Genomic DNA, 17,090 nt, shown 5'->3' on the forward strand with positions numbered 1-17,090 from the left:
CGGGCTGAAGGTTGGTGTGGTAACCCCTTCGATACCGGAGGTCCTCGCTACTTTCCGATCACGCCACGCCGTTCACAACCTTCCGGGGAACTACAGCTAGCTGGCCCGTCGACCAGTCGGCCAGTCGGCCAGTCGGCCAGTCGGCCAGTCGGCCAGTCGGCCAGTTGATCAGTCAGCCAGTTGGTCAGCCAGCCAGTTCGTGAGTCAGCCAGTTGGTCGGTCAGCCGCGCGCGGCCCGCGGCCCGCACCACCGGTCCACTGCCGGCGGAACCAGCCCTCCCAGGTGTGTCCGCCGAACCGCTCACCGGCGGCGACCAGCTTCTCGAACGAGTGGTATCCACCGGGCAGCGGCACGCGCCACGGCACCGGCGTCGCACCGTCCGCGGAGCCCGAACCGTCCGCGGAGCCCGAACCGTCCGTGGAGCCCGAACCGCCGGCGGAGCCCGTGGCGCGGTAGCGCGCCAGCCGCGGCATCCCGGCGAGCTCCTCCGCGCGCACCGGCACGATCTCCAGCGCGATGCCCCGCTTGTCGGTCACACGCAGGGCGCCGAGCACCTTGCCCTTGACCCAGCCGCTGACCTTGGCCTTCAGGTGGTCGACGGGTCCGCCGATCGTCGGCAGCTCCGGCGGCAGCTCATAAGCCAGACCGACGCGCTCCGCCCGGGTCCACCGGACGAGGTCCCAGGCCGTGCCGTGCCAGAACCAGATGCCCGCGACGTCGACCACCATGCCGCGCGGCCGGGTGACCCGCCAGAACGACGCCACGAACAGCACGCACAGACCGCCGAACAGCAGGCCGAAGAACCCTGCGATCCACCTGACGGCGGGGTCCGGGTCCGTCACGACGGCGTAGCCGCACGCCCAGCCGAGCGGGCCGGTCAGCAGGATGCCGACCACGAGGGTGATCGCACCCAGCCGCCCGAGGTCCAGCCGGTGCGCGCCGGGCGAGAAGACCGGCCCGGCGCCGTCCGCACCGCCGTCCGCGCCGCCGCCAGCGCCGCCGTCCGCAATGTCCCGTTCTGTCACGCGCGCAGCGTAGTGCACGCGCCCCCTGCCCCACCCCGTCCCGCCTCGCCCCGCCTCCGGCGTCGTTGAGTGCTGGGTTCTTGCGCTTTTCCGTGTGCCAGAAGGACACATACCCAGCACTCAACGACCCGAGCGGGGCCGGGCGGTCAGGCGGCGGCCGGGGCCGTCAGGCCCAGGAGCGCCAGACTGTTTCGCCACAGCGCGTCGAGCTGTGACGGGTCGTTGAACACCTTGGCGAAGAGCACGAGCCCCTCGAGCTGGGCGACGATCGCCTTGGCGGCCCCGTCGACGCCGTCCGCCGGGGGCTGCACGTCGCCGGACTCGACGGCCGCGGCGAGCCGGGCCGCGATCATCTCGATCTGCTCGTCGAAGATCTCCTGCAGGCGCAGCCGCACCGGCTCGTTCTGGGAGCTGACCTCCAGGGCGAGGTTGCCGAACAGGCAGCCCGCCACCCAGCCGGTGCCCGTCAGGGCGTCGACCTGCATCTGTGCCGTGGCGTCGAACAGGCCGCGCAGCCGCTCGAGCAGGGTGCCGGGGCCGTCGAGGATCCCGGTCCACACGCCCTTCTGCCAGGTCCAGTGCCGGTCGATCACGGCGAGCGCCAGCGCTTCCTTGGACGGGAAGAAGTAGTAGAACGACCCCTTGTTCACGCCGGCGCGCGCGCACAGCTCCGCGACGCCGATCGAACCGTAGGGGCGCTGGGAGAACAGTTCCACGCCCGCTTCGATCAGGCGTTCACGACCATCTGAGCTTCTCGGCATGTTGACAGCATACGACCGGTCAACTATAAAGGGAACCACCCAGTAGTTGACCGACCGTCTACCAAGGAAGAAGACCATGAGCACTCACAAGGTTGCCGTCATCACCGGAGCCTCCCAGGGCATCGGCGCCGGCCTGGTCGACGCGTACCGCCAGATCGGGTACGCCGTCGTCGCCAACTCGCGCTCCATCGACCGGGACGAGGCCGACGACCTCGCCGTCGTCAGCGGAGACATCTCCGACCCCGCGACCGCGGACCGGATCATCAAGACCGCCGTCGAGCGCTTCGGCCGCGTCGACACGGTCGTGAACAACGCGGGCGTGTTCATCGCCAAGCGGTTCACCGAGTACACCGCCGCGGACCTCGAGGCGATGGTCGGCATCAACGTCGCCGGCTTCTTCCACCTCACGCAGCGCGCGATCCCGCTGATGCAGGCGGCCGGCGGCGGCCACGTGGTGAGCATCACCACGACCCTCGTCGAGAGCCCGCTGTCGGTGTTCCCGTCCGCCCTCGCCTCGGTGACCAAGGGCGGCATCGCCTCGGCCACGCGCGCCCTGGCGATCGAGTACGCGGCGGAGAACATCCGCTTCAACGCCGTCTCCCCCGGCGTCATCAAGACCCCGATGCACCCGGAGGAGACCCACGAGACCCTCGCGGGCCTGCACCCGCTCGGGCGCATGGGCGAGATCGACGACGTCGCCCGCGGCGTCCTCTACCTGGAGCAGTCGCCCTTCGTCACGGGCGAGTTCCTGCACGTCGACGGCGGTCAGATCGCGGGCCACTGACCCGTCCGGGGCGGCCCGCGCGGGCCGCCCCGCACCCGGCCGGGCGCCTCCGTCCGGCACCTCGCAGGACACCTCGCAGGACACCTCGGCCGGCGACACGGCCACGCAGCTCACCGGTCCCCGGACCGGGACAAGGAGAGAGATCATGGTCCAGCACAAGACCAGCCAGGAGATCACCACCCGGGACGACGCCGGGGTGATCTCCGCGCTGCTCGACCGGTGGTCCGACGGGATCCGCCGCCGCGACCTGGCACACATCGCCGCGCAGTTCACGCCGGACGCCCTGTTCCAGGGCTTCGACCCCGAACCGTCCTTCGGCCGGGACGCCGTCTCGGCGTACTACGGCAAGCAGCCCGTGGGCCTGACCGCCGAGCACACGCTGATCCGGACCGGCGCGCTGGGCGACGACGCGGCGCTCGGCTACGCCGCGGTCACGTTCCACCGCCCCGGCGGACCGGTGAACGTCTACCTCACCGTCGTCGCGGTGCGCGAGGAGGGCCGCTGGCTCATCAGCCACTACCACGTCTCCCGCGTGCAGTGACGTGCAGTGACGTGCCGGGTCAGGGGCGCGGACCGGGCTCCGGCACGCCGTCCGGCTCCGGCACGCCGTCCGGCTCCGGTGCCCCGGCCGCGTCCCGGGCCGACGCCGCCGCCGTGGCCTCCAGCAGGTCGGCGAGCGCGCGCAGGCGCTGCGCCACCTGCTCCCCCAGCGGCGTCAGCCCGTACTCCACGCGCGGCGGGATGGTGGTGACGACGTCGCGCGTGACCATGCCGTCCCGCTCCAGGGCCTGCAGCGTCTGGGACAGCATCTTCTCGCTGACGCCCTCGACCCGGCGGCGCAGCGCGTTGAACCGGTAGCTGCCCTCCCCCAGCGCGAGCAGCGCCAGCGAGGCCCACTTGGACGTGACCACCTCGAAGGCCGCCCGGGAGGTGCACCCGCGGGCGAAGACGTCGGTCACCAGCTCCTGCGGCGGCCCGCTCGGGGCGTCGCCCGAGAGGTCGGCGGGTTCCAGGTCGGTGATGCTCACGAGCCCAGGGTACCGCGCACACTCGGAATGTGGTGTACTTTCGATTCGTTAGTGCTATCCGTTGGCAACTGACCAACGGGCCGCTCGGCACACACCGCACCGCGAACTGGAGAGAACCATGACCACCTACGCCGTCACCGGAGCGACCGGACACCTCGGCCGCCTCGTCGTCGAGGAGCTGCTGTCCCGTGGCGTGCCCGCCGCCGACGTCGTCGCGATCGCCCGCACGCCGGAGAAGGCCGCCGACCTCGCCGAGCGCGGCGTCCAGGTCCGCGAGGGCGACTACGACCGCCCCGAGACCCTGCCCGGCGCCCTCGCCGGGGTGCAGCGGCTGCTGCTGGTCTCCGGCAGCGCACCGGGTGCGCGCGTGCCGCAGCACACGGCCGTGATCGACGCCGCGCGGGCCGCCGGCGTCGAGCGCATCGCCTACACCAGCATCCTCAAGGCCGACGACACCTCCAACCCGCTGGCCGGGGAGCACCAGGCCACCGAGCAGGTGCTGCGCGCGTCGGGCGTCCCGGTCACGCTGCTGCGCAACGGCTGGTACACCGAGAACTACACCGAGCGGCTCGCCGAGTACCTCGAGCGCGGCGAGATCGTGGGCGCGGCGGGGGACGGCAAGGTCTCGGCCGCGCCGCGTGCGGACTACGCCGGCGCTGCGGCGTCCGCCCTGCTGGCCGACGACGCCGACGACGACGTGGCCGACGACACGGCCGGCTCCGGAGCGGGTGACGGCACCGCGCCCGTCGTCGTCCACGAGCTGGGCGGGCCCGCGTTCACGTTCGCGGAGCTGGCGGCGACGATCAGCGACGTCACGGGCGCCGCGGTGACCTACCGCGACCTCGCGGTGGCGGACTACGCCGCCGAGCTCCAGCAGGTCGGGCTCGACGCCGGGACCGCCGGCTTCGTGGCCGGGCTCGACGCCTCGATCGCGGCCGGCGACCTGCAGACCGACAGCGACGACCTGGATCGCCTGCTGGGCCGCCCGGCCACCCCGCTGGTCGACGTCGTGCGCGCCGCGCGGGGCTGAGCCCGCCCCTCGGCCGGGCCGGCCGCCCGGCTGAGCCCACCTCTCGGCGGCGCCGAGGGGTAACGGCAGACACTCCCTCATCCGCGGGGCGCGTGTTGAATGGGGGCATGCGAGGAGCAATCATTCATGGGCCCGGGGACGTCCGCTTCGAGGAGCGGACGGACCCCGTCGTCCTCGAACCGACCGACGCCGTCATCCGGACCGTCGCCGCCTGCGTGTGCGGCTCGGACCTCTGGCGTTATCGCGGGATCTCCGAGGTCAAGCGGCCCACGCCGATCGGCCACGAGTACGTCGGCGTCGTCGAGCAGGTCGGCGCCGACGTCACCACCGTCAAGCCCGGCGACTTCGTGGTCGGCGGGTTCCTGCACAGCGACAACACCTGCGCGGTGTGCCGCAAGGGCATGCAGGCCAACTGCCTGCACGGAGGCGGCTACGACGGCTGCCAGGCCGAGAAGATCCGGATCCCGAACGCGGACGGCACGTTGCTCGCCACCCCGGGCGAGCCGGACGCCGACCTGATCCCGAGCCTGCTGAGCCTGTCGGACGTGATGTGCACCGGTTGGCACGCGGCCGTCTCGGCCGGGGTCGGGCCGGGGTCGAGCGTCGTCGTGGTGGGCGACGGCGCCGTCGGGCTGAGCGGTGTGCTGGCCGCGGCCCAGCTCGGCGCCACCACGATCATCGCCATGAGCCGGCACGCGTCGCGGCAGAAGGTGGCCGAGGAGTTCGGCGCGACCCACATCATCGCCGAGCGCGGCGAGGAGGGCCTCGCCAAGGTCCTGGAGCTGACCGAGGGCATCGGCGCGGACGCGGTGCTGGAGTGCGTCGGCACCGCCGAGGCCCGGGCACAGTCCGTGGAGCTGGTCCGTCCGGGCGGCATGATCGGCATCGTGGGCGTGCCGCACGGCGACCTGCCCGTCGACTCCCTGTTCTGGGGCAACAAGGGCCTGCGGGGCGGCGTCGCGCCGGTCCGTGCCTACCTGCCGCACCTGCTCGACCTGGTGTGGAAGCGGGAGATCGACCCGGGCAAGGTCTTCGACCTGACCCTGCCGCTGTCCGAGGTCGCGGAGGCCTACCGCGCCATGGACGAGCGGCGCGCGATCAAGGTGCTGCTGCAGAACTGACCGCAGGCGGTCGGGGCGGGGCGAGCGGAACCGCTCCCGGTCGGACCATGCACCTGCTGCCAGACCTGACATCGGTCTGGCAGCAGGTGCATGGTCCGACCGCGCGGCGCCGTGGCAACCTGCCGAGGGTCGGCCTGTGGCTGGCCGGTCTGAAGCTGGCCGGTCTCGTGATGGCCGGCCTCGCGATGGCAGGTCTCATGATGGTGGCCGGGGTCAGTCGGCGAGCGCCGCCGTCAGGTCGACCTCGACGAGCTGGCCGGCGAAGCCGAGCACCGTGACGCCCAGGAGCGTGCTCGCGGTGGTGAACGCCTCGGCGAGCGGGCCGGCGCTCAGCCGGTGCCAGACCGCCGAGAGGACGGCGCGGTCGTCGGTCGCGACGTAGACGACGGAGCGGACGACGTCCCGCGGCGCGGCGCCCACGGCGGAGAGCGCCACCAGGGCGTTGGCGGCGACCTGGTCCGCCTGCGCCAGCGGGTCGTCGGCGCCGACGAGGGCGCCGGACTCGTCGAGCGGGCACTGGCCCGCCAGATGGGCGGTCCGGCCCTCCTCGACGATCGTCACATGGTGGTAGCCCGGCGTCGCGTGCAGCCCGTCCGGCTGCACCCTGCTGATCCGCATCGCAGGAGTGTCGCAAGGACGAGGGCTCCCTCGCGATGTGTTTTCCGGGGCCGCGACAGCGCACCGGCCGCGGGCCGGAGGCAGGAACGCAAGGCGGGAGCTCAAGGCGCGAACCGGGGGTGCGGAGCCTCGACCGGCCCAAGCTGGACGGTGGGGCCTCGGCCGCCGCGAACAGTACGGCGGGAGCTCGGCCGACCAGGGTACGATGATGTTCGCGCGAGTGGAACACCCCGTCCGTTTTGGCGAAGCGAGAGTCATGACCGAGCAGCTGGAGACCGTGCTTTCCGAGACCCCGACCTCGGAGACCGCGCCATCCGCGTCCGCGCCATCCGAGACCGCGCCATCCGCGTCCGCGCGAACCGCGTCCGCGCCACCCGAGACCGCGCGGCCCGAGACCGCGCCGCCCGAGACCCTGGAGCCGTACCCGGCGCGCGGGCTGCGGTCCGACGCGCGGGACAACCGCGAGCGCATCCTCCAGGTGGCGCGCGCGACGTTCGCGGAGCACGGCATCGACGTGCCGATGCGGGAGCTGGCCCGGCGCGCCGGCGTCGGGCCCGCGACGCTGTACCGGCGCTTCCCGACCAAGGAGGCGCTGGTCACCGAGGCGTTCGGGGAGCAGATGGCGACCTGTTCGAGGATCGTCGAGCAGGGCCTGGCCGACCCGGACCCGTGGCACGGGCTCGGTGCGGTGATCGAGGAGGTGTGCGTGATGCATGCCCTGGACCGCGGCTTCACCGCCGCGTTCGTCACGGCGTTCCCGAAAGCCCTCGACTTCGCCCGGGAGCGCACGCACACCCTGCGGTCGCTGGCGGAGCTGATCCAGCGCGCGAAGGACTCCGGCGGCCTGCGCCGCGACTTCGTCCTCGACGACCTGATCATGCTGATCATGGCGAACTCCGGCATCCGGGCCTCGTCCCGCAAGGCCGCGGTCGCCGCCTCCCGCCGGTTCGCGGCGCTGCAGATCCAGTCGATCAGCGCCCGGCCCGACGTCGCGCCGTTGCCGCCCGCCGTCCGGCTGCCGCTGCTGGCCGCGATCTAGGGCCTGTCCGGGTCAGGGATACCGACGAGCGACCTCAGGCGCGGGCCGGTGCCGAGCCGTCGTCGAGCGCGCCGCGCACCTCGCGCACGATGCGCGCCATCGCCTCCTCGGCGGCCTCGGCGTCGCCCGCGGCGACCGCTCGGGCCACCGCCTCGTGCGCGTCGAGCGCCTCCGGCACGGGGTAGGCGGGCATGAGGCCGAGGTGGATGCGCCCGGAGATCACGACGGCGACGACGTCGGCGAGCGCCGTGAACAGCTCGTTGCCGCTGGAGCGCATGAGCAGCTCGTGCATGCGGATGTCGAGCGCGAGGAACTCAGCACCGTCACCCTCGCCTGCCTCGCCGAGCTTGCGCATCTGGCCGGCGGTGGCGACGAGCTCGTCGCGCACCGCCGCCGTCGCACCGCGGGCCGCCCCCGCCGCGGCGCGCGGCTCGACGGCCTGGCGCAGCTCGGTGAGCGAACGGAGCTGGGACGTGCGGCCCGGGCCGTCCAGGCGCCACGCGATGACCCGGGGGTCGAGCACGTTCCAGGCCGAGTGGGGCAGCACGACGATGCCCACGCGAGGACCCGACCGGACCAGGCCGAGGCCTTCGAGCAGCCGCATCGCCTCGCGCGCGACCGTGCGGGACACCCCGAACTCGCTGCCGATCCCGTCGAGCGTCAGCGCGGCGCCGGCCGGCAGCTCACCACCGGTGATGCGGCGGCCCAGGGCGTCGAGGACGGGGCTGTGCAGCACAGGGGCCATCCGCACAGCCTAGTTGGCGCCGCCCCGCCCGGCCGATTGGTCACACCATTGGTGACATGAATCACGCGCGAATGGTGTCATCAATGGGTGAAGATAGATGCCATGGACACAGACGTCACCGAGACAGCGATGTTCTCGACCGAGACAAGCGGCGGGCCGGCAGGGCCCGCCGGGACTGATCCCGCACCCCGTGCCATCGTCGTGATGGGCGTGGCCGGCTCGGGCAAGACCACGGTCGCCGCCCTGCTCGCCGGCCGCCTCGGCGCGTCGTTCGCCGAGGGCGACGACTTCCACTCGCCCGAGAACGTCGCCAAGATGGCCGCGGGCCACCCCCTGGACGACGACGACCGCTGGCCCTGGCTGCGCGGCATCCGCGACTGGTTCGCCAAGGAGCTGAACGAGGGGCGCAGCGCGGTGGTGCCGTGCAGCGCTCTGCGCCGCAGCTACCGCGACCTGCTGGAGACGGCGGGCCGGGACACGAACGGCGACGGGACGGTCGGCAGCGTGCAGTTCGTGCACCTGACCGGCTCGTACGACCTGCTGCGCACCCGCATCCAGGGGCGCGCCGGGCACTTCATGAAGCCCGAGATGCTCGACAGCCAGCTCGCCGCGCTGGAGCCGCTGGCCGACGACGAGCCCGGGTTCTCCGTGGACGTCACGCCGCGCCCGGACCAGATCGTCGACGAGATCCTGCACCTGCTGGGAGAGGACGCCTGATGCTCGCCACCACCGCGCTCACCGGCTCTGCTCTCACGGACTCTGCTCTCACCGGCTCTGCTCTCACCGGCTCTGCTCTGCCGGTCTCCGCCGCCGCGGCGGACACGGCCCCGGCCGCCTCGACCCCGCAGCTCGTCCTCGCCGCGCTCCTCGGCATCATCGTCATCGTCGGACTCATCGTCTGGCTGAAGATGCACCCGTTCCTCGCGCTCGTGCTCGGTTCGGGCGTGCTCGCGATCGTGGCCGGGGTGGGCCTCACGGACACGTTCACCAGCTTCACCGCCGGCCTCGGGTCCACCGTCGCGGGCGTCGGCGTGCTCATCGCCCTCGGCGCGATCATCGGCAAGCTGCTGATCGACTCGGGCGGCGCCGACCGGATCGTCGACACGATCCTCGACCGCACGCCCGTACGGCGTCTGCCCTGGGCCATGGCGCTCATCGCGTTCGTCGTCGGCATCCCGCTGTTCTTCGAGGTCGGCGTGGTGCTGCTGATCCCGGTCGTGATGATCGTGGCGCGCCGCATGCGCGCCAACCCCGTGCTGGTCGGCATCCCGGCGCTGGCCGGGCTCTCCGCGCTGCACGGCCTGGTGCCGCCGCACCCCGGACCGCTGCTCGCCATCGACGCGCTCGGCGCCAACCTGGGCCTCACGCTCGGCCTCGGCCTGCTGGTCGCGATCCCGACGGTGATCATCGCCGGGCCGCTGCTCGCCATCCCGCTCACCCGCTGGGTCAGGCTGGACCCGCCCACCACGGTGCTCGGCATGTCCGACGACGCCGCGGGCGGCAACGGCGCGGGCGGGACCGGCGGCGCGTCGTCGTCAGACGGCGCCGGGAAGGCCACGGCGACCGCCACCGCGACGGAGACCGGCACCACCACGCTGCGCAAGCCGTCCTTCGGCATCTCGGTCCTGGTCGTGCTGCTGCCCGTGATCCTGATGCTCGCGCGGTCCGTGGTCGAGATCTCGGGCGCGACCGAGACGGGCTACGGCACGGTGCTGGAGTTCCTCGGCGAGCCGCTCGTGGCGCTGCTCATCACGTCGCTGTTCGCGCTGTTCGCCTTCGGCACCGCCGTCGGCCGCACGCGTCAGCAGCTCGGCGACCTCGTCGGCTCCTCGTTCGCGCCGATCGCCGGGATCCTGCTCATCGTGGGTGCGGGCGGCGGCTTCAAGCAGACGCTCGTGGACTCGGGCGTCGGCGACGTCATCGCGTCCGGCATCGCCGACGCCGGGATCACCCCGCTGCTGGCCGGCTGGCTCGTGGCGGCGCTCATCCGCATCGCCACCGGTTCGGCGACCGTCGCGACGATCACCGCCGCGGGCATCATGGCGCCGCTGGCCGCGGGCCTGGAACCCACGCAGGCGGCGCTGCTCGTGCTCGCCATCGGCGCGGGCTCGGTGTTCCTCTCCCACGTGAACGACGCCGGGTTCTGGCTCGTCAAGGAGTACTTCGGCATGACGGTCGGCCAGACCTTCAAGACCTGGTCGCTCATGGAGTCGGTGCTCTCGGTCGTGGCCCTGCTGGTGGTCCTGCTCCTGGGCGTCGTCGTCTAGCAAGCCGACCGGACCGGCCACCCGCCCAACCCGATCGTTGAGTGCTGGGTATGTGTTGCTCTCGGACGTCGAGACGAACACATACCCAGCACTCAACGGTTGGGGTGGGTGGGGTGGGTGGTTACCAGGTGAGGTGGGTGTCGCCCTTCTGGACCCGGAAGACGTGCGGCTGCTTGCCCGGGACCGTCACCGTGATCGTGGTGCGGGACGTCGCGGTGACGTCAATGCCGTTCTCGCCGCGGGCGGCGTCGAGCACCACGTCGCGGGCGACGACCCGCCCACCCTCGGCGCGCACCACCGTCCGGCCGTCACGCTCCAGCGTGGTGCTGCGCGGACCTGCCGTCACCGACCACGCGTGCCCCTTCAGGGGCACCTCCGAGACCGTGTTGGTGCCGGGCAGGCCGAGCGTGCCGAAGCGGAAGCCGGCGGCGTCGCCCCACGGCTCGTCCGCGATGAGCTCCTGCGTGCTCATCAGCGGCATCAAGTTGGACCACGAGTAGGTGCGCCACGCGGTGTCGGTCGCCACGGAGTTGATGACCTGGCCGGGCTCGGGGTCGAAGTACTCCGGGAACCAGCCGATGTCCTGGTACGAGGTGAGCCACATCCTGGTCGACTTCGTGGCCAGCTCGGCGGCGGCCTCGTCCAGGCCGTACCGCTTGAGGCCGTCGTAGACGGTGGCGTTCATCGGGGGCCAGGCGGCGCCCTGCCACTCCTCGCACGCGTCCTCCTCGCCCGGCTGGAAGTACCGGTACGCCTCGGACGACGCGTTGTAGCGCCCGGCGCAGAACGCCGGGTCGTTGCGCGCCACGCTCGGGATGACGAACTCGCCGCCGTACTCCTCCGGGTTCTGCAGGTGGTCGCGCACCAGGATCTCCGCGCGCTCCGGCGTCGCCAGCCCGCCGAACAGCGGGTAGAACACCGTGGGCGTGTTGGTCGGCTCCCAGCTCCCGTCGAGGTACCGGTTGAGGTAGAGCCCCCGCTCCTCGTTCCACAGGTGCTCGTTCATGCGCACCTCGAGGCGCTCGTGCAGCGCGGCGTACCGCTCGGCGCCCGCGGTGTCGCCGAGCACCGTGGCCATCTGCGCCAGGTTCTCGGCCATGAGCCCGTAGTAGGAGTTGAGCGCGACGTCGGTCAGGTTGGTGTTCTCCCGCGTGTCCGTGCCGCCGTCCCGCGGGACCTCGACGTAGTTCCAGTACTGCGGGCTGTCGTCCAGGCCGAGGTGGTTGCCGCGGCCGCCACGGCGCTCCTCCACCCACGGGCTCTCCAGGAGCCCGTCCTGGTTCGTGTCGAACTCCGGCATCCGCTCGATGTACTGCGTCATGATCGGGTAGACGAGCTCCAGGATGCTGCGGTCGCCCGTGCGCGTGTAGGCCCGCCAGGCGGCGTAGGTGTGCATCGGCCCGGCGTGGAGCTGGTCGTAGCGCGGGCCCTTCTGGTCGTAGAAGTCGCGGATGTGGTCGAGCGCCGTCGCGGGGTCGACGCTCAGCTCGGTGATCGCGTCCCAGGCGGAGTCCCAGCCGAGGAAGATGTCGTCACCCCCGCCGCCGAGGCCCCACATGACGAACGAGCGGTCGTACTTCTCGTCCCAGTTGTCGTTCAGCGACATGGCGTCGCGCAGGTACGTCGCCGCCTGGCCGGTCGGGCCGCGGCCGTGGAGCGTGTCGTCGTCGGCCCGCGCCTCGGCGCGGTCCAGGATCCGCGTCACGTCCCGGGTGCTCAGCCGGGACCGGTCGGGCGCCTCGGTCGAGACGGCGGCCTGGAACGCGACGGTCTCGCCCTTGTCGAGCGCGTACCGCTGCGCGACGGCGCCCTCGCCCGCCGCGTACTCCTTGCCGGCCAGGCCCTTGAGCAGCTCGGCGACGTTCGCGTAGCCGGTGGTCTCCTCGGGCGTCTCGGTCGAGTCGAGGCGGAAGCTGCCCACCCGGGAGGCGTCGCGCACGCCCGCCGACGTCGCGACGATCGAGCGCTCCCCCTCGGGACGGTACGTGCTCGGCTCGGCCCACGGCGGGCTGGCCTGCAGGAACACCTCGGTGTCGTCGGTCAGGGCGGTGGCCGAGCCCACGATCTCGCCGTCGTCCGTGGTCGAGAACCGCAGCCGGACGGTCCGGGTGTCGCGCACGGCCGCCTCATACGCGGCCTCTTGGACCGGCAGCTGCTCGCGGGCCTTCGCGACCTCCGCCTCGGACCAGTCCTCGGGGTGGGCGAGGACGGCACGCAGCCCGCCGAGCGTCTCCGGCGTGATGTTCCGGTTGTCGGTGGTCATGTCGATCTCGTAGTACGAGCCGTCGGGCGTGACCGTCCCGATCCGCTTGATCCACGGGACCATGTTGTCGTCGAGCACGCGGCCGGCCGGCGTCACCATGTTGAACGCCAGCGAGAAGCGGGCGTGCCCCTTGCCGACCAGGAGCGCGCCGTCGAACTCCTGCTCCTTGAAGCCCGGCAGGGCGAACGGGAGGGAGCGCGGGGCGTACTCGTCGTCGGAGGAGCCGGCTCCGGTGCCGGCGACCTGGGTGGCGGCTGTGCTGGTGGTCGCTGTGCTGGTGGTGGTGCTGGCCGCGGCAGTGGTGCCGGCGTCGGCGGCCAAGGCGCCCGCCGCGAGCGGGACGGTGAACAGGGCGCCGGCCACGAGAGCGGCTCCGAACCTGGCGGTCGTTCGTCGGCTCATCAATGAACCCTTCACGTCGATGTGAACGCTAACAACGTGCACCCTAGATGCTGGTCACATGACATACAAGTGCAGAGTTGGTCGAGCTGTGGCACGCGAGTTTCTCGTGTCACCTGCAGTCCGGGCGCGCCGACGGTCGCCGAAGAGCAGCCAAGCCTCGGCCAACGGGCTCCGCTCCGACATCGGCCCGTACGACATCGGCCCGTACGACATCGGCCCGCGCGACGGCGGCCCGCGCGACAGCAGCCCGCGCGACAGCAGCCCGCGCGACAGCAGCCCGCGCGACAGCGGCCCGCGCGACAGCAGCCCGCGCGACAGCAGCCGCACAACGGCGCGGAGACGACGGCCGCCGTGGCCTTGACTACGTAGTCAGGGCATGGTTCGCTCGGACCCGTTGACTACGTAGTCAGGCCGCGGTCGGCCCAAGGCTGAGGCGCGATCGGCGCCTGGCCAGAGACTGGTCAGTGCCTGGTCAGAGATTGGCCGGGGCCGGTCGTGACACCGTCCGAGCACAGCGAGGGAGCTGGTCCATGGATGCCGCGCAGCGCCCGCCGCAGCGCGCCTCGCAGCGCGTGTCGATGACGGACGTCGCCCGCCGCGCCGGCGTCTCGCAGAAGACCGTCTCGCGCGTGGTCAATCGCGAGCCGCACGTGACGGACGTGATCCGCGCGCGGGTCCAGGCCGTCATCGAGGAGCTGGGCTTCCGCCCCAACGCGGCCGCCCGCGCCCTGGTCACCCGGCAGAACCAGCGCATCGGCATGGTCACGATGGGTAGCGCGCTGTACGGTCCGGCGTCGATCCTGGAAGGGGTCGACGCCGCCCTGCGGGGCTCCGGCTACCACGTGAGCGTGGCGCGCACGCGGGGCGGCGGCGTCGCCGACCTGCAGGCCGCGATCGACGAGCTCGTCGCCCAGGACGTCGCAGGACTCGTGCTCTCCGAGCCGATCGACCTGGGCCACCCGGAGCTGCGCCTCCCGGCCGGGCTGCCGGTGCTCACGTTCGACTCGCCGACGAGCGTCGCCGGTGCGGTGCCCGACGTCGTACCGGGGAGAGGCGCAGCACCCGGGGAGACCCGCGGCGACCGGCTCTTCCTCGGGGCCGACGAGCTGAGCGGGGCCAGGTCGGCCACCGAGCACCTGTTGACGCTCGGTCACCCCACGGTGCGCCACATCGCCGGCACGGCCGGCTGGTCGGCCACGGCACGCCGCATCGCCGGTTGGCGCAGCGCCCTGGCCGACGCCGGGGTCGAGGCGCCCGACGTCGTGCACGGCGACTGGAGCCCCCGGTCCGGGTACGAGGCGACCACCGAGCTGCTGCGCCGTGCCGAGCTCGACACCAGCACCAGCACCAGCACCAGCATCGGCGCGCCCGTCACCGCGATCTTCGCCGCCAACGACCACATGGCGATCGGCGCGATCCGGGCCGTGGAACAGGCCGGCCTCCGGGTGCCGGAGGACGTCAGCGTCGTCGGCTTCGATGACGCTCCCGAGGCCGAGTTCCTGTCCACTCCCCTGACGACGGTCCGCCAGGACTTCGCCGAGGTGACCCGGCTAGCCGTGCACCGCCTGGTCCGCACCATCGAGGGCCGCCCGCCCGCCGAGCGGCACCGGCTGGTCCCGACCCAGCTCGTGGTCCGGGAGAGCACGGCGCCGCCGTCCGACCGGGCGCTGTCCGGCAGGAACTTCGACACCACCAGACCCGCCGTCACCCCATCCGAGAGGTCAGCATGAACCCCCTGCACCACCTGTCCGACGGCGTCCTGTTCGGCGCCGCGTACTACCCCGAGTACCACCGGCCCGAGGACCGGCTCTCGAACCGGCTGGAGAAGGACCTGGACCTCATGGTCGAGGCCGGGTTCTCCGTGATCCGGGTCGGCGAGTCGGTCTGGTCCACGTGGGAGCCCGAGAACGGTCGCTTCGACCTGGACTGGCTCCAGCCCGTGCTCGACGGCGCGCACGAGCGCAGCATCAAGGTGGTGCTCGGCACACCGACCTACGCGGTGCCGATGTGGCTGGCACGGCTGTACCCGGAGATCAACGTGGTGCGCAAGGACGGCCGCGAGATGGGCTGGGGCGCGCGCCAGGAGATCGACTACACGCACCCGGCGTTCCTGTTCCACGCCGAGCGGGTCATCCGCGCCGTCACCGCGCGGTACGCCGGTCACCCCGCCGTCGTCGGCTTCCAGGTGGACAACGAGCCCGGGAACGAGATCTTCCACAACCGCCAGGTCTTCGAGCGGTTCGTCGACCACCTGCGCGGCACGTACGGCACGGTGGAGCGGCTGAACGACGAGTGGGGGCTGACGTACTGGTCGCACCGGCTGTCGTCGTGGGCGGACCTGTGGACGCCGTCGGGCAACGCGCAGCCGCAGTACGCGCTCGCCTGGCGCCGGTTCCAGGCGCAGCTCACGACGGACTTCATCGGCTGGCAGGCCGACGTCGTGCGCGAGTACGCGCGCGAGGACCAGTTCGTCACCACCTGCATCTCGTACGAGCGCCCGGGCGTGCAGGACGACGCCCTCACGCGCGAGCTGGACGTGACCGCCGGCAACCCGTACTACCGGATGCGCGACCACCTGGCCCTGCCCCCGACCGCGGCCGACGACCAGGCCTGGATGACCACGGGGACGTGGTCGCTGTACGCCACGGCGGACCGGATGTACGCCTCGAAGCAGGCGCCGTTCCTCGTCACCGAGACCAACGCGCAGGCGATCGGCGGACCCTGGCAGAACGAGCCCGCCTACGACGGCCAGTGGCGCCAAGCCGCCTGGGCGCTGGTCTCGCGCGGCGCCACCATGATCGAGTACTGGCACTGGCACACGCTCCCCTACGGCACCGAGACGTACTGGGGCGGTGTGCTGCCGCACTCCCTGGAGCCGGGCCGGGTCTACCGGCAGGTCGCCGAGCTCGGCGCCGAGCTCCGCACGGCCGGTTCGGCGGTGGCGAACCTGACGCCGGACGCCGACGTCGCCCTGGTCTGGTCCAACCCGAGCAAGTGGTCGCTGGCCGAGTTCCCGCAGCTCGGCGGCGGCGCCGGCCCGGACCCGCGCGGCTGGCACCGGATCTTCGACGCCTTCTACCGCGGGGCGTTCGACGCCGGACTGCAGGCGCGGCTCGTGCACGACGCCCAGCTCACCGACGCCACCCCCGAGGACACCGCGCGCGAGCACCCCGTGCTGGTCGCGGCGGGCGTGACGATCGCCGACGACGCCTGGCTGCAGTGGCTGGAGCGCTACGCCGCGGCCGGCGGCCACCTCGTGCTGGGCATCCGCACCGGGTACGAGGACGAGGAGGCCCGCGCCCGGGCGGAGCGCAAGCCCGCGCACCTCAGCGCGGCGGCCGGCGTCTTCTACGACGAGTTCGCGACGATCGACGCACCGCTGCCCGTGCACGCGGCGGACGGCTTCGACGTGGCCGCCGGCGCTCCCGCCGACCCCCTTGCCGGCGCGCACGCGACGAGCTGGGTCGACGGGCTGCAGGTCCTGGACGCCGACGTGCTGGTCAGCTACGACCACCCGCACTTCGGCCGCTGGCCCGCCGTCACCACCCGGACGCACGGCGCGGGCCGCGTCACCACGGTGGGCACCGTGCCCGACCCGGCGCTGGCCACGGCGGTGCTGGACTGGGCGGCGCGGCACAGCGGTGCGGCGGTCCTGACAGGAACGACGGCTGGGGCGCCGTCGGTGAATCCGGCGTCGGGCGCGGCAGTGGACCCGGCGTCGGACGCGGCGATGGATCCGGCGTCGGGCAGGGCAGTGGGCGCTGCGTCGGACGTGGGGCCGCGGTGGCGCCCGCAGGCGCCGTCGCAGACGGTGACCGGTGCGCGGAACCCGGCCGGTCAGCGGGTGCGGTTCGTGCACTCGTGGTCCTGGGACGGAAGCGTCTTCGTGCTGCCGGGCGCGGTCCGCGACCTGCTCAGCGGCGAGGAGCTGGCCGAGGGTGCGCGGATCGAGCTCGGCCCGTGGGACGTCAGGGTGCTGCTCGAGGTGTGAGGACGGGTGCGCGGG

Annotated in this window: 15 protein-coding genes; 9 read left to right on the forward strand and 6 right to left on the reverse strand. The window is 72.6% G+C overall.

The features are described from left to right. Window positions 1–204: 204 nt before the first annotated feature. Both ACZ7LE_RS23990 and ACZ7LE_RS23995 read right to left on the reverse strand, forming a co-directional pair. On the reverse strand, window positions 205–1,026 hold the full coding sequence (locus tag ACZ7LE_RS23990) for a hypothetical protein (protein WP_470405732.1): 822 nt from the start codon (window positions 1,024–1,026) through the stop codon (window positions 205–207). Between the two features lie 146 nt (window positions 1,027–1,172). Next, window positions 1,173–1,865, reverse strand: a complete 693-nt coding sequence (locus tag ACZ7LE_RS23995; RefSeq protein WP_470405733.1) for a TetR/AcrR family transcriptional regulator — start codon at window positions 1,863–1,865, stop codon at window positions 1,173–1,175. Here ACZ7LE_RS23995 and ACZ7LE_RS24000 point away from each other — a divergent pair. Together ACZ7LE_RS24000 and ACZ7LE_RS24005 are read left to right on the forward strand one after the other, a co-directional pair. Beyond that, entirely contained in the window at window positions 1,864–2,571 is a 708-nt protein-coding gene (locus ACZ7LE_RS24000) for an SDR family NAD(P)-dependent oxidoreductase (protein WP_470405734.1), read from the forward strand. The two genes, ACZ7LE_RS23995 and ACZ7LE_RS24000, sit on opposite strands and share 2 nt — an antisense overlap. A gap of 145 nt (window positions 2,572–2,716) precedes the next feature. Next, window positions 2,717–3,112 carry an SgcJ/EcaC family oxidoreductase gene (locus tag ACZ7LE_RS24005; protein ID WP_470405735.1) on the forward strand — a complete coding sequence of 132 codons (396 nt, stop codon included), beginning with the start codon at window positions 2,717–2,719 and terminating at the stop codon, window positions 3,110–3,112. Between the two features lie 19 nt (window positions 3,113–3,131). On the opposite strand, the gene ACZ7LE_RS24010 is transcribed toward ACZ7LE_RS24005, so the two are convergent. Next, entirely contained in the window at window positions 3,132–3,599 is a 468-nt protein-coding gene (locus ACZ7LE_RS24010; RefSeq protein ID WP_470405736.1) for a winged helix-turn-helix transcriptional regulator, read from the reverse strand. Window positions 3,600–3,717: 118 nt separating this feature from the next. Here ACZ7LE_RS24010 and ACZ7LE_RS24015 point away from each other — a divergent pair, with 118 nt between their 5' ends. Both ACZ7LE_RS24015 and ACZ7LE_RS24020 read left to right on the forward strand, forming a co-directional pair. Then, window positions 3,718–4,629, forward strand: coding sequence for an SDR family oxidoreductase (locus tag ACZ7LE_RS24015; protein ID WP_470405737.1), 912 nt, complete (start codon window positions 3,718–3,720; stop codon window positions 4,627–4,629). 107 nt (window positions 4,630–4,736) lie between these two features. Then, window positions 4,737–5,750, forward strand: a complete 1,014-nt coding sequence (locus ACZ7LE_RS24020; RefSeq protein WP_470405738.1) for a zinc-dependent alcohol dehydrogenase family protein — start codon at window positions 4,737–4,739, stop codon at window positions 5,748–5,750. A gap of 213 nt (window positions 5,751–5,963) precedes the next feature. Here ACZ7LE_RS24020 and ACZ7LE_RS24025 read toward each other — a convergent pair whose 3' ends face one another. Next, window positions 5,964–6,368 (reverse strand): RidA family protein, encoded by a 405-nt coding sequence (locus ACZ7LE_RS24025; protein ID WP_470405739.1) that lies wholly within the window; start codon window positions 6,366–6,368, stop codon window positions 5,964–5,966. Between the two features lie 256 nt (window positions 6,369–6,624). Here ACZ7LE_RS24025 and ACZ7LE_RS24030 point away from each other — a divergent pair, with 256 nt between their 5' ends. Further along, window positions 6,625–7,407, forward strand: a complete 783-nt coding sequence (locus ACZ7LE_RS24030; RefSeq protein WP_470405740.1) for a TetR/AcrR family transcriptional regulator — start codon at window positions 6,625–6,627, stop codon at window positions 7,405–7,407. 34 nt (window positions 7,408–7,441) lie between these two features. On the opposite strand, the gene ACZ7LE_RS24035 is transcribed toward ACZ7LE_RS24030, so the two are convergent. Further along, the gene (locus ACZ7LE_RS24035) at window positions 7,442–8,152 is read right to left on the reverse strand and encodes a FadR/GntR family transcriptional regulator (protein WP_470405741.1); all 711 of its coding nucleotides are present in this window, start codon (window positions 8,150–8,152) and stop codon (window positions 7,442–7,444) included. 129 nt (window positions 8,153–8,281) lie between these two features. Here ACZ7LE_RS24035 and ACZ7LE_RS24040 point away from each other — a divergent pair, with 129 nt between their 5' ends. Both ACZ7LE_RS24040 and ACZ7LE_RS24045 read left to right on the forward strand, forming a co-directional pair. Continuing rightward, window positions 8,282–8,869: a gluconokinase gene (locus ACZ7LE_RS24040; RefSeq protein WP_470406028.1), complete on the forward strand. Its 588-nt coding sequence runs from the start codon at window positions 8,282–8,284 to the stop codon at window positions 8,867–8,869. After that, window positions 8,869–10,419: a GntT/GntP/DsdX family permease gene (locus ACZ7LE_RS24045; RefSeq protein WP_470405742.1), complete on the forward strand. Its 1,551-nt coding sequence runs from the start codon at window positions 8,869–8,871 to the stop codon at window positions 10,417–10,419. Before ACZ7LE_RS24040 ends, ACZ7LE_RS24045 begins: the two co-directional genes overlap by 1 nt. 121 nt (window positions 10,420–10,540) lie before the next feature. On the opposite strand, the gene ACZ7LE_RS24050 is transcribed toward ACZ7LE_RS24045, so the two are convergent. Then, window positions 10,541–13,084: an amylo-alpha-1,6-glucosidase gene (locus tag ACZ7LE_RS24050; RefSeq protein WP_470405743.1), complete on the reverse strand. Its 2,544-nt coding sequence runs from the start codon at window positions 13,082–13,084 to the stop codon at window positions 10,541–10,543. A gap of 530 nt (window positions 13,085–13,614) precedes the next feature. Between ACZ7LE_RS24050 and ACZ7LE_RS24055 the strand changes: the two genes are divergently transcribed. Beyond that, window positions 13,615–14,814 (forward strand): LacI family DNA-binding transcriptional regulator, encoded by a 1,200-nt coding sequence (locus ACZ7LE_RS24055; protein ID WP_470405744.1) that lies wholly within the window; start codon window positions 13,615–13,617, stop codon window positions 14,812–14,814. Continuing rightward, a complete protein-coding gene (locus ACZ7LE_RS24060) occupies window positions 14,811–17,075 on the forward strand; it encodes a beta-galactosidase (RefSeq protein WP_470405745.1) in 2,265 nt (754 codons plus the stop codon). Before ACZ7LE_RS24055 ends, ACZ7LE_RS24060 begins: the two co-directional genes overlap by 4 nt. The last annotated feature ends 15 nt before the right edge of the window (window positions 17,076–17,090 follow it).

This window comes from Promicromonospora sp. NPDC110617, from assembly GCF_055598465.1.

Excerpts from the sequence above, each read along its gene's own strand:
- ACZ7LE_RS24020 (WP_470405738.1), top strand. The coding sequence starts at position 4,737 with ATGCGAGGAGCAATCATTCATGGGCCCGGGGACGTCCGCTTCGAGGAG.
- ACZ7LE_RS24015 (WP_470405737.1), top strand. The coding sequence starts at position 3,718 with ATGACCACCTACGCCGTCACCGGAGCGACCGGACACCTCGGCCGCCTC.
- ACZ7LE_RS24000 (WP_470405734.1), top strand. The coding sequence starts at position 1,864 with ATGAGCACTCACAAGGTTGCCGTCATCACCGGAGCCTCCCAGGGCATC.
- ACZ7LE_RS24035 (WP_470405741.1), bottom strand. The coding sequence starts at position 8,152 with ATGGCCCCTGTGCTGCACAGCCCCGTCCTCGACGCCCTGGGCCGCCGC.
- ACZ7LE_RS24030 (WP_470405740.1), top strand. The coding sequence starts at position 6,625 with ATGACCGAGCAGCTGGAGACCGTGCTTTCCGAGACCCCGACCTCGGAG.
- ACZ7LE_RS24050 (WP_470405743.1), bottom strand. The coding sequence starts at position 13,084 with ATGAGCCGACGAACGACCGCCAGGTTCGGAGCCGCTCTCGTGGCCGGC.
- ACZ7LE_RS23995 (WP_470405733.1), bottom strand. The coding sequence starts at position 1,865 with ATGGTCTTCTTCCTTGGTAGACGGTCGGTCAACTACTGGGTGGTTCCC.
- ACZ7LE_RS24040 (WP_470406028.1), top strand. The coding sequence starts at position 8,282 with ATGTTCTCGACCGAGACAAGCGGCGGGCCGGCAGGGCCCGCCGGGACT.
- ACZ7LE_RS24045 (WP_470405742.1), top strand. The coding sequence starts at position 8,869 with ATGCTCGCCACCACCGCGCTCACCGGCTCTGCTCTCACGGACTCTGCT.
- ACZ7LE_RS24060 (WP_470405745.1), top strand. The coding sequence starts at position 14,811 with ATGAACCCCCTGCACCACCTGTCCGACGGCGTCCTGTTCGGCGCCGCG.
- ACZ7LE_RS24055 (WP_470405744.1), top strand. The coding sequence starts at position 13,615 with ATGGATGCCGCGCAGCGCCCGCCGCAGCGCGCCTCGCAGCGCGTGTCG.
- ACZ7LE_RS24025 (WP_470405739.1), bottom strand. The coding sequence starts at position 6,368 with ATGCGGATCAGCAGGGTGCAGCCGGACGGGCTGCACGCGACGCCGGGC.
- ACZ7LE_RS24005 (WP_470405735.1), top strand. The coding sequence starts at position 2,717 with ATGGTCCAGCACAAGACCAGCCAGGAGATCACCACCCGGGACGACGCC.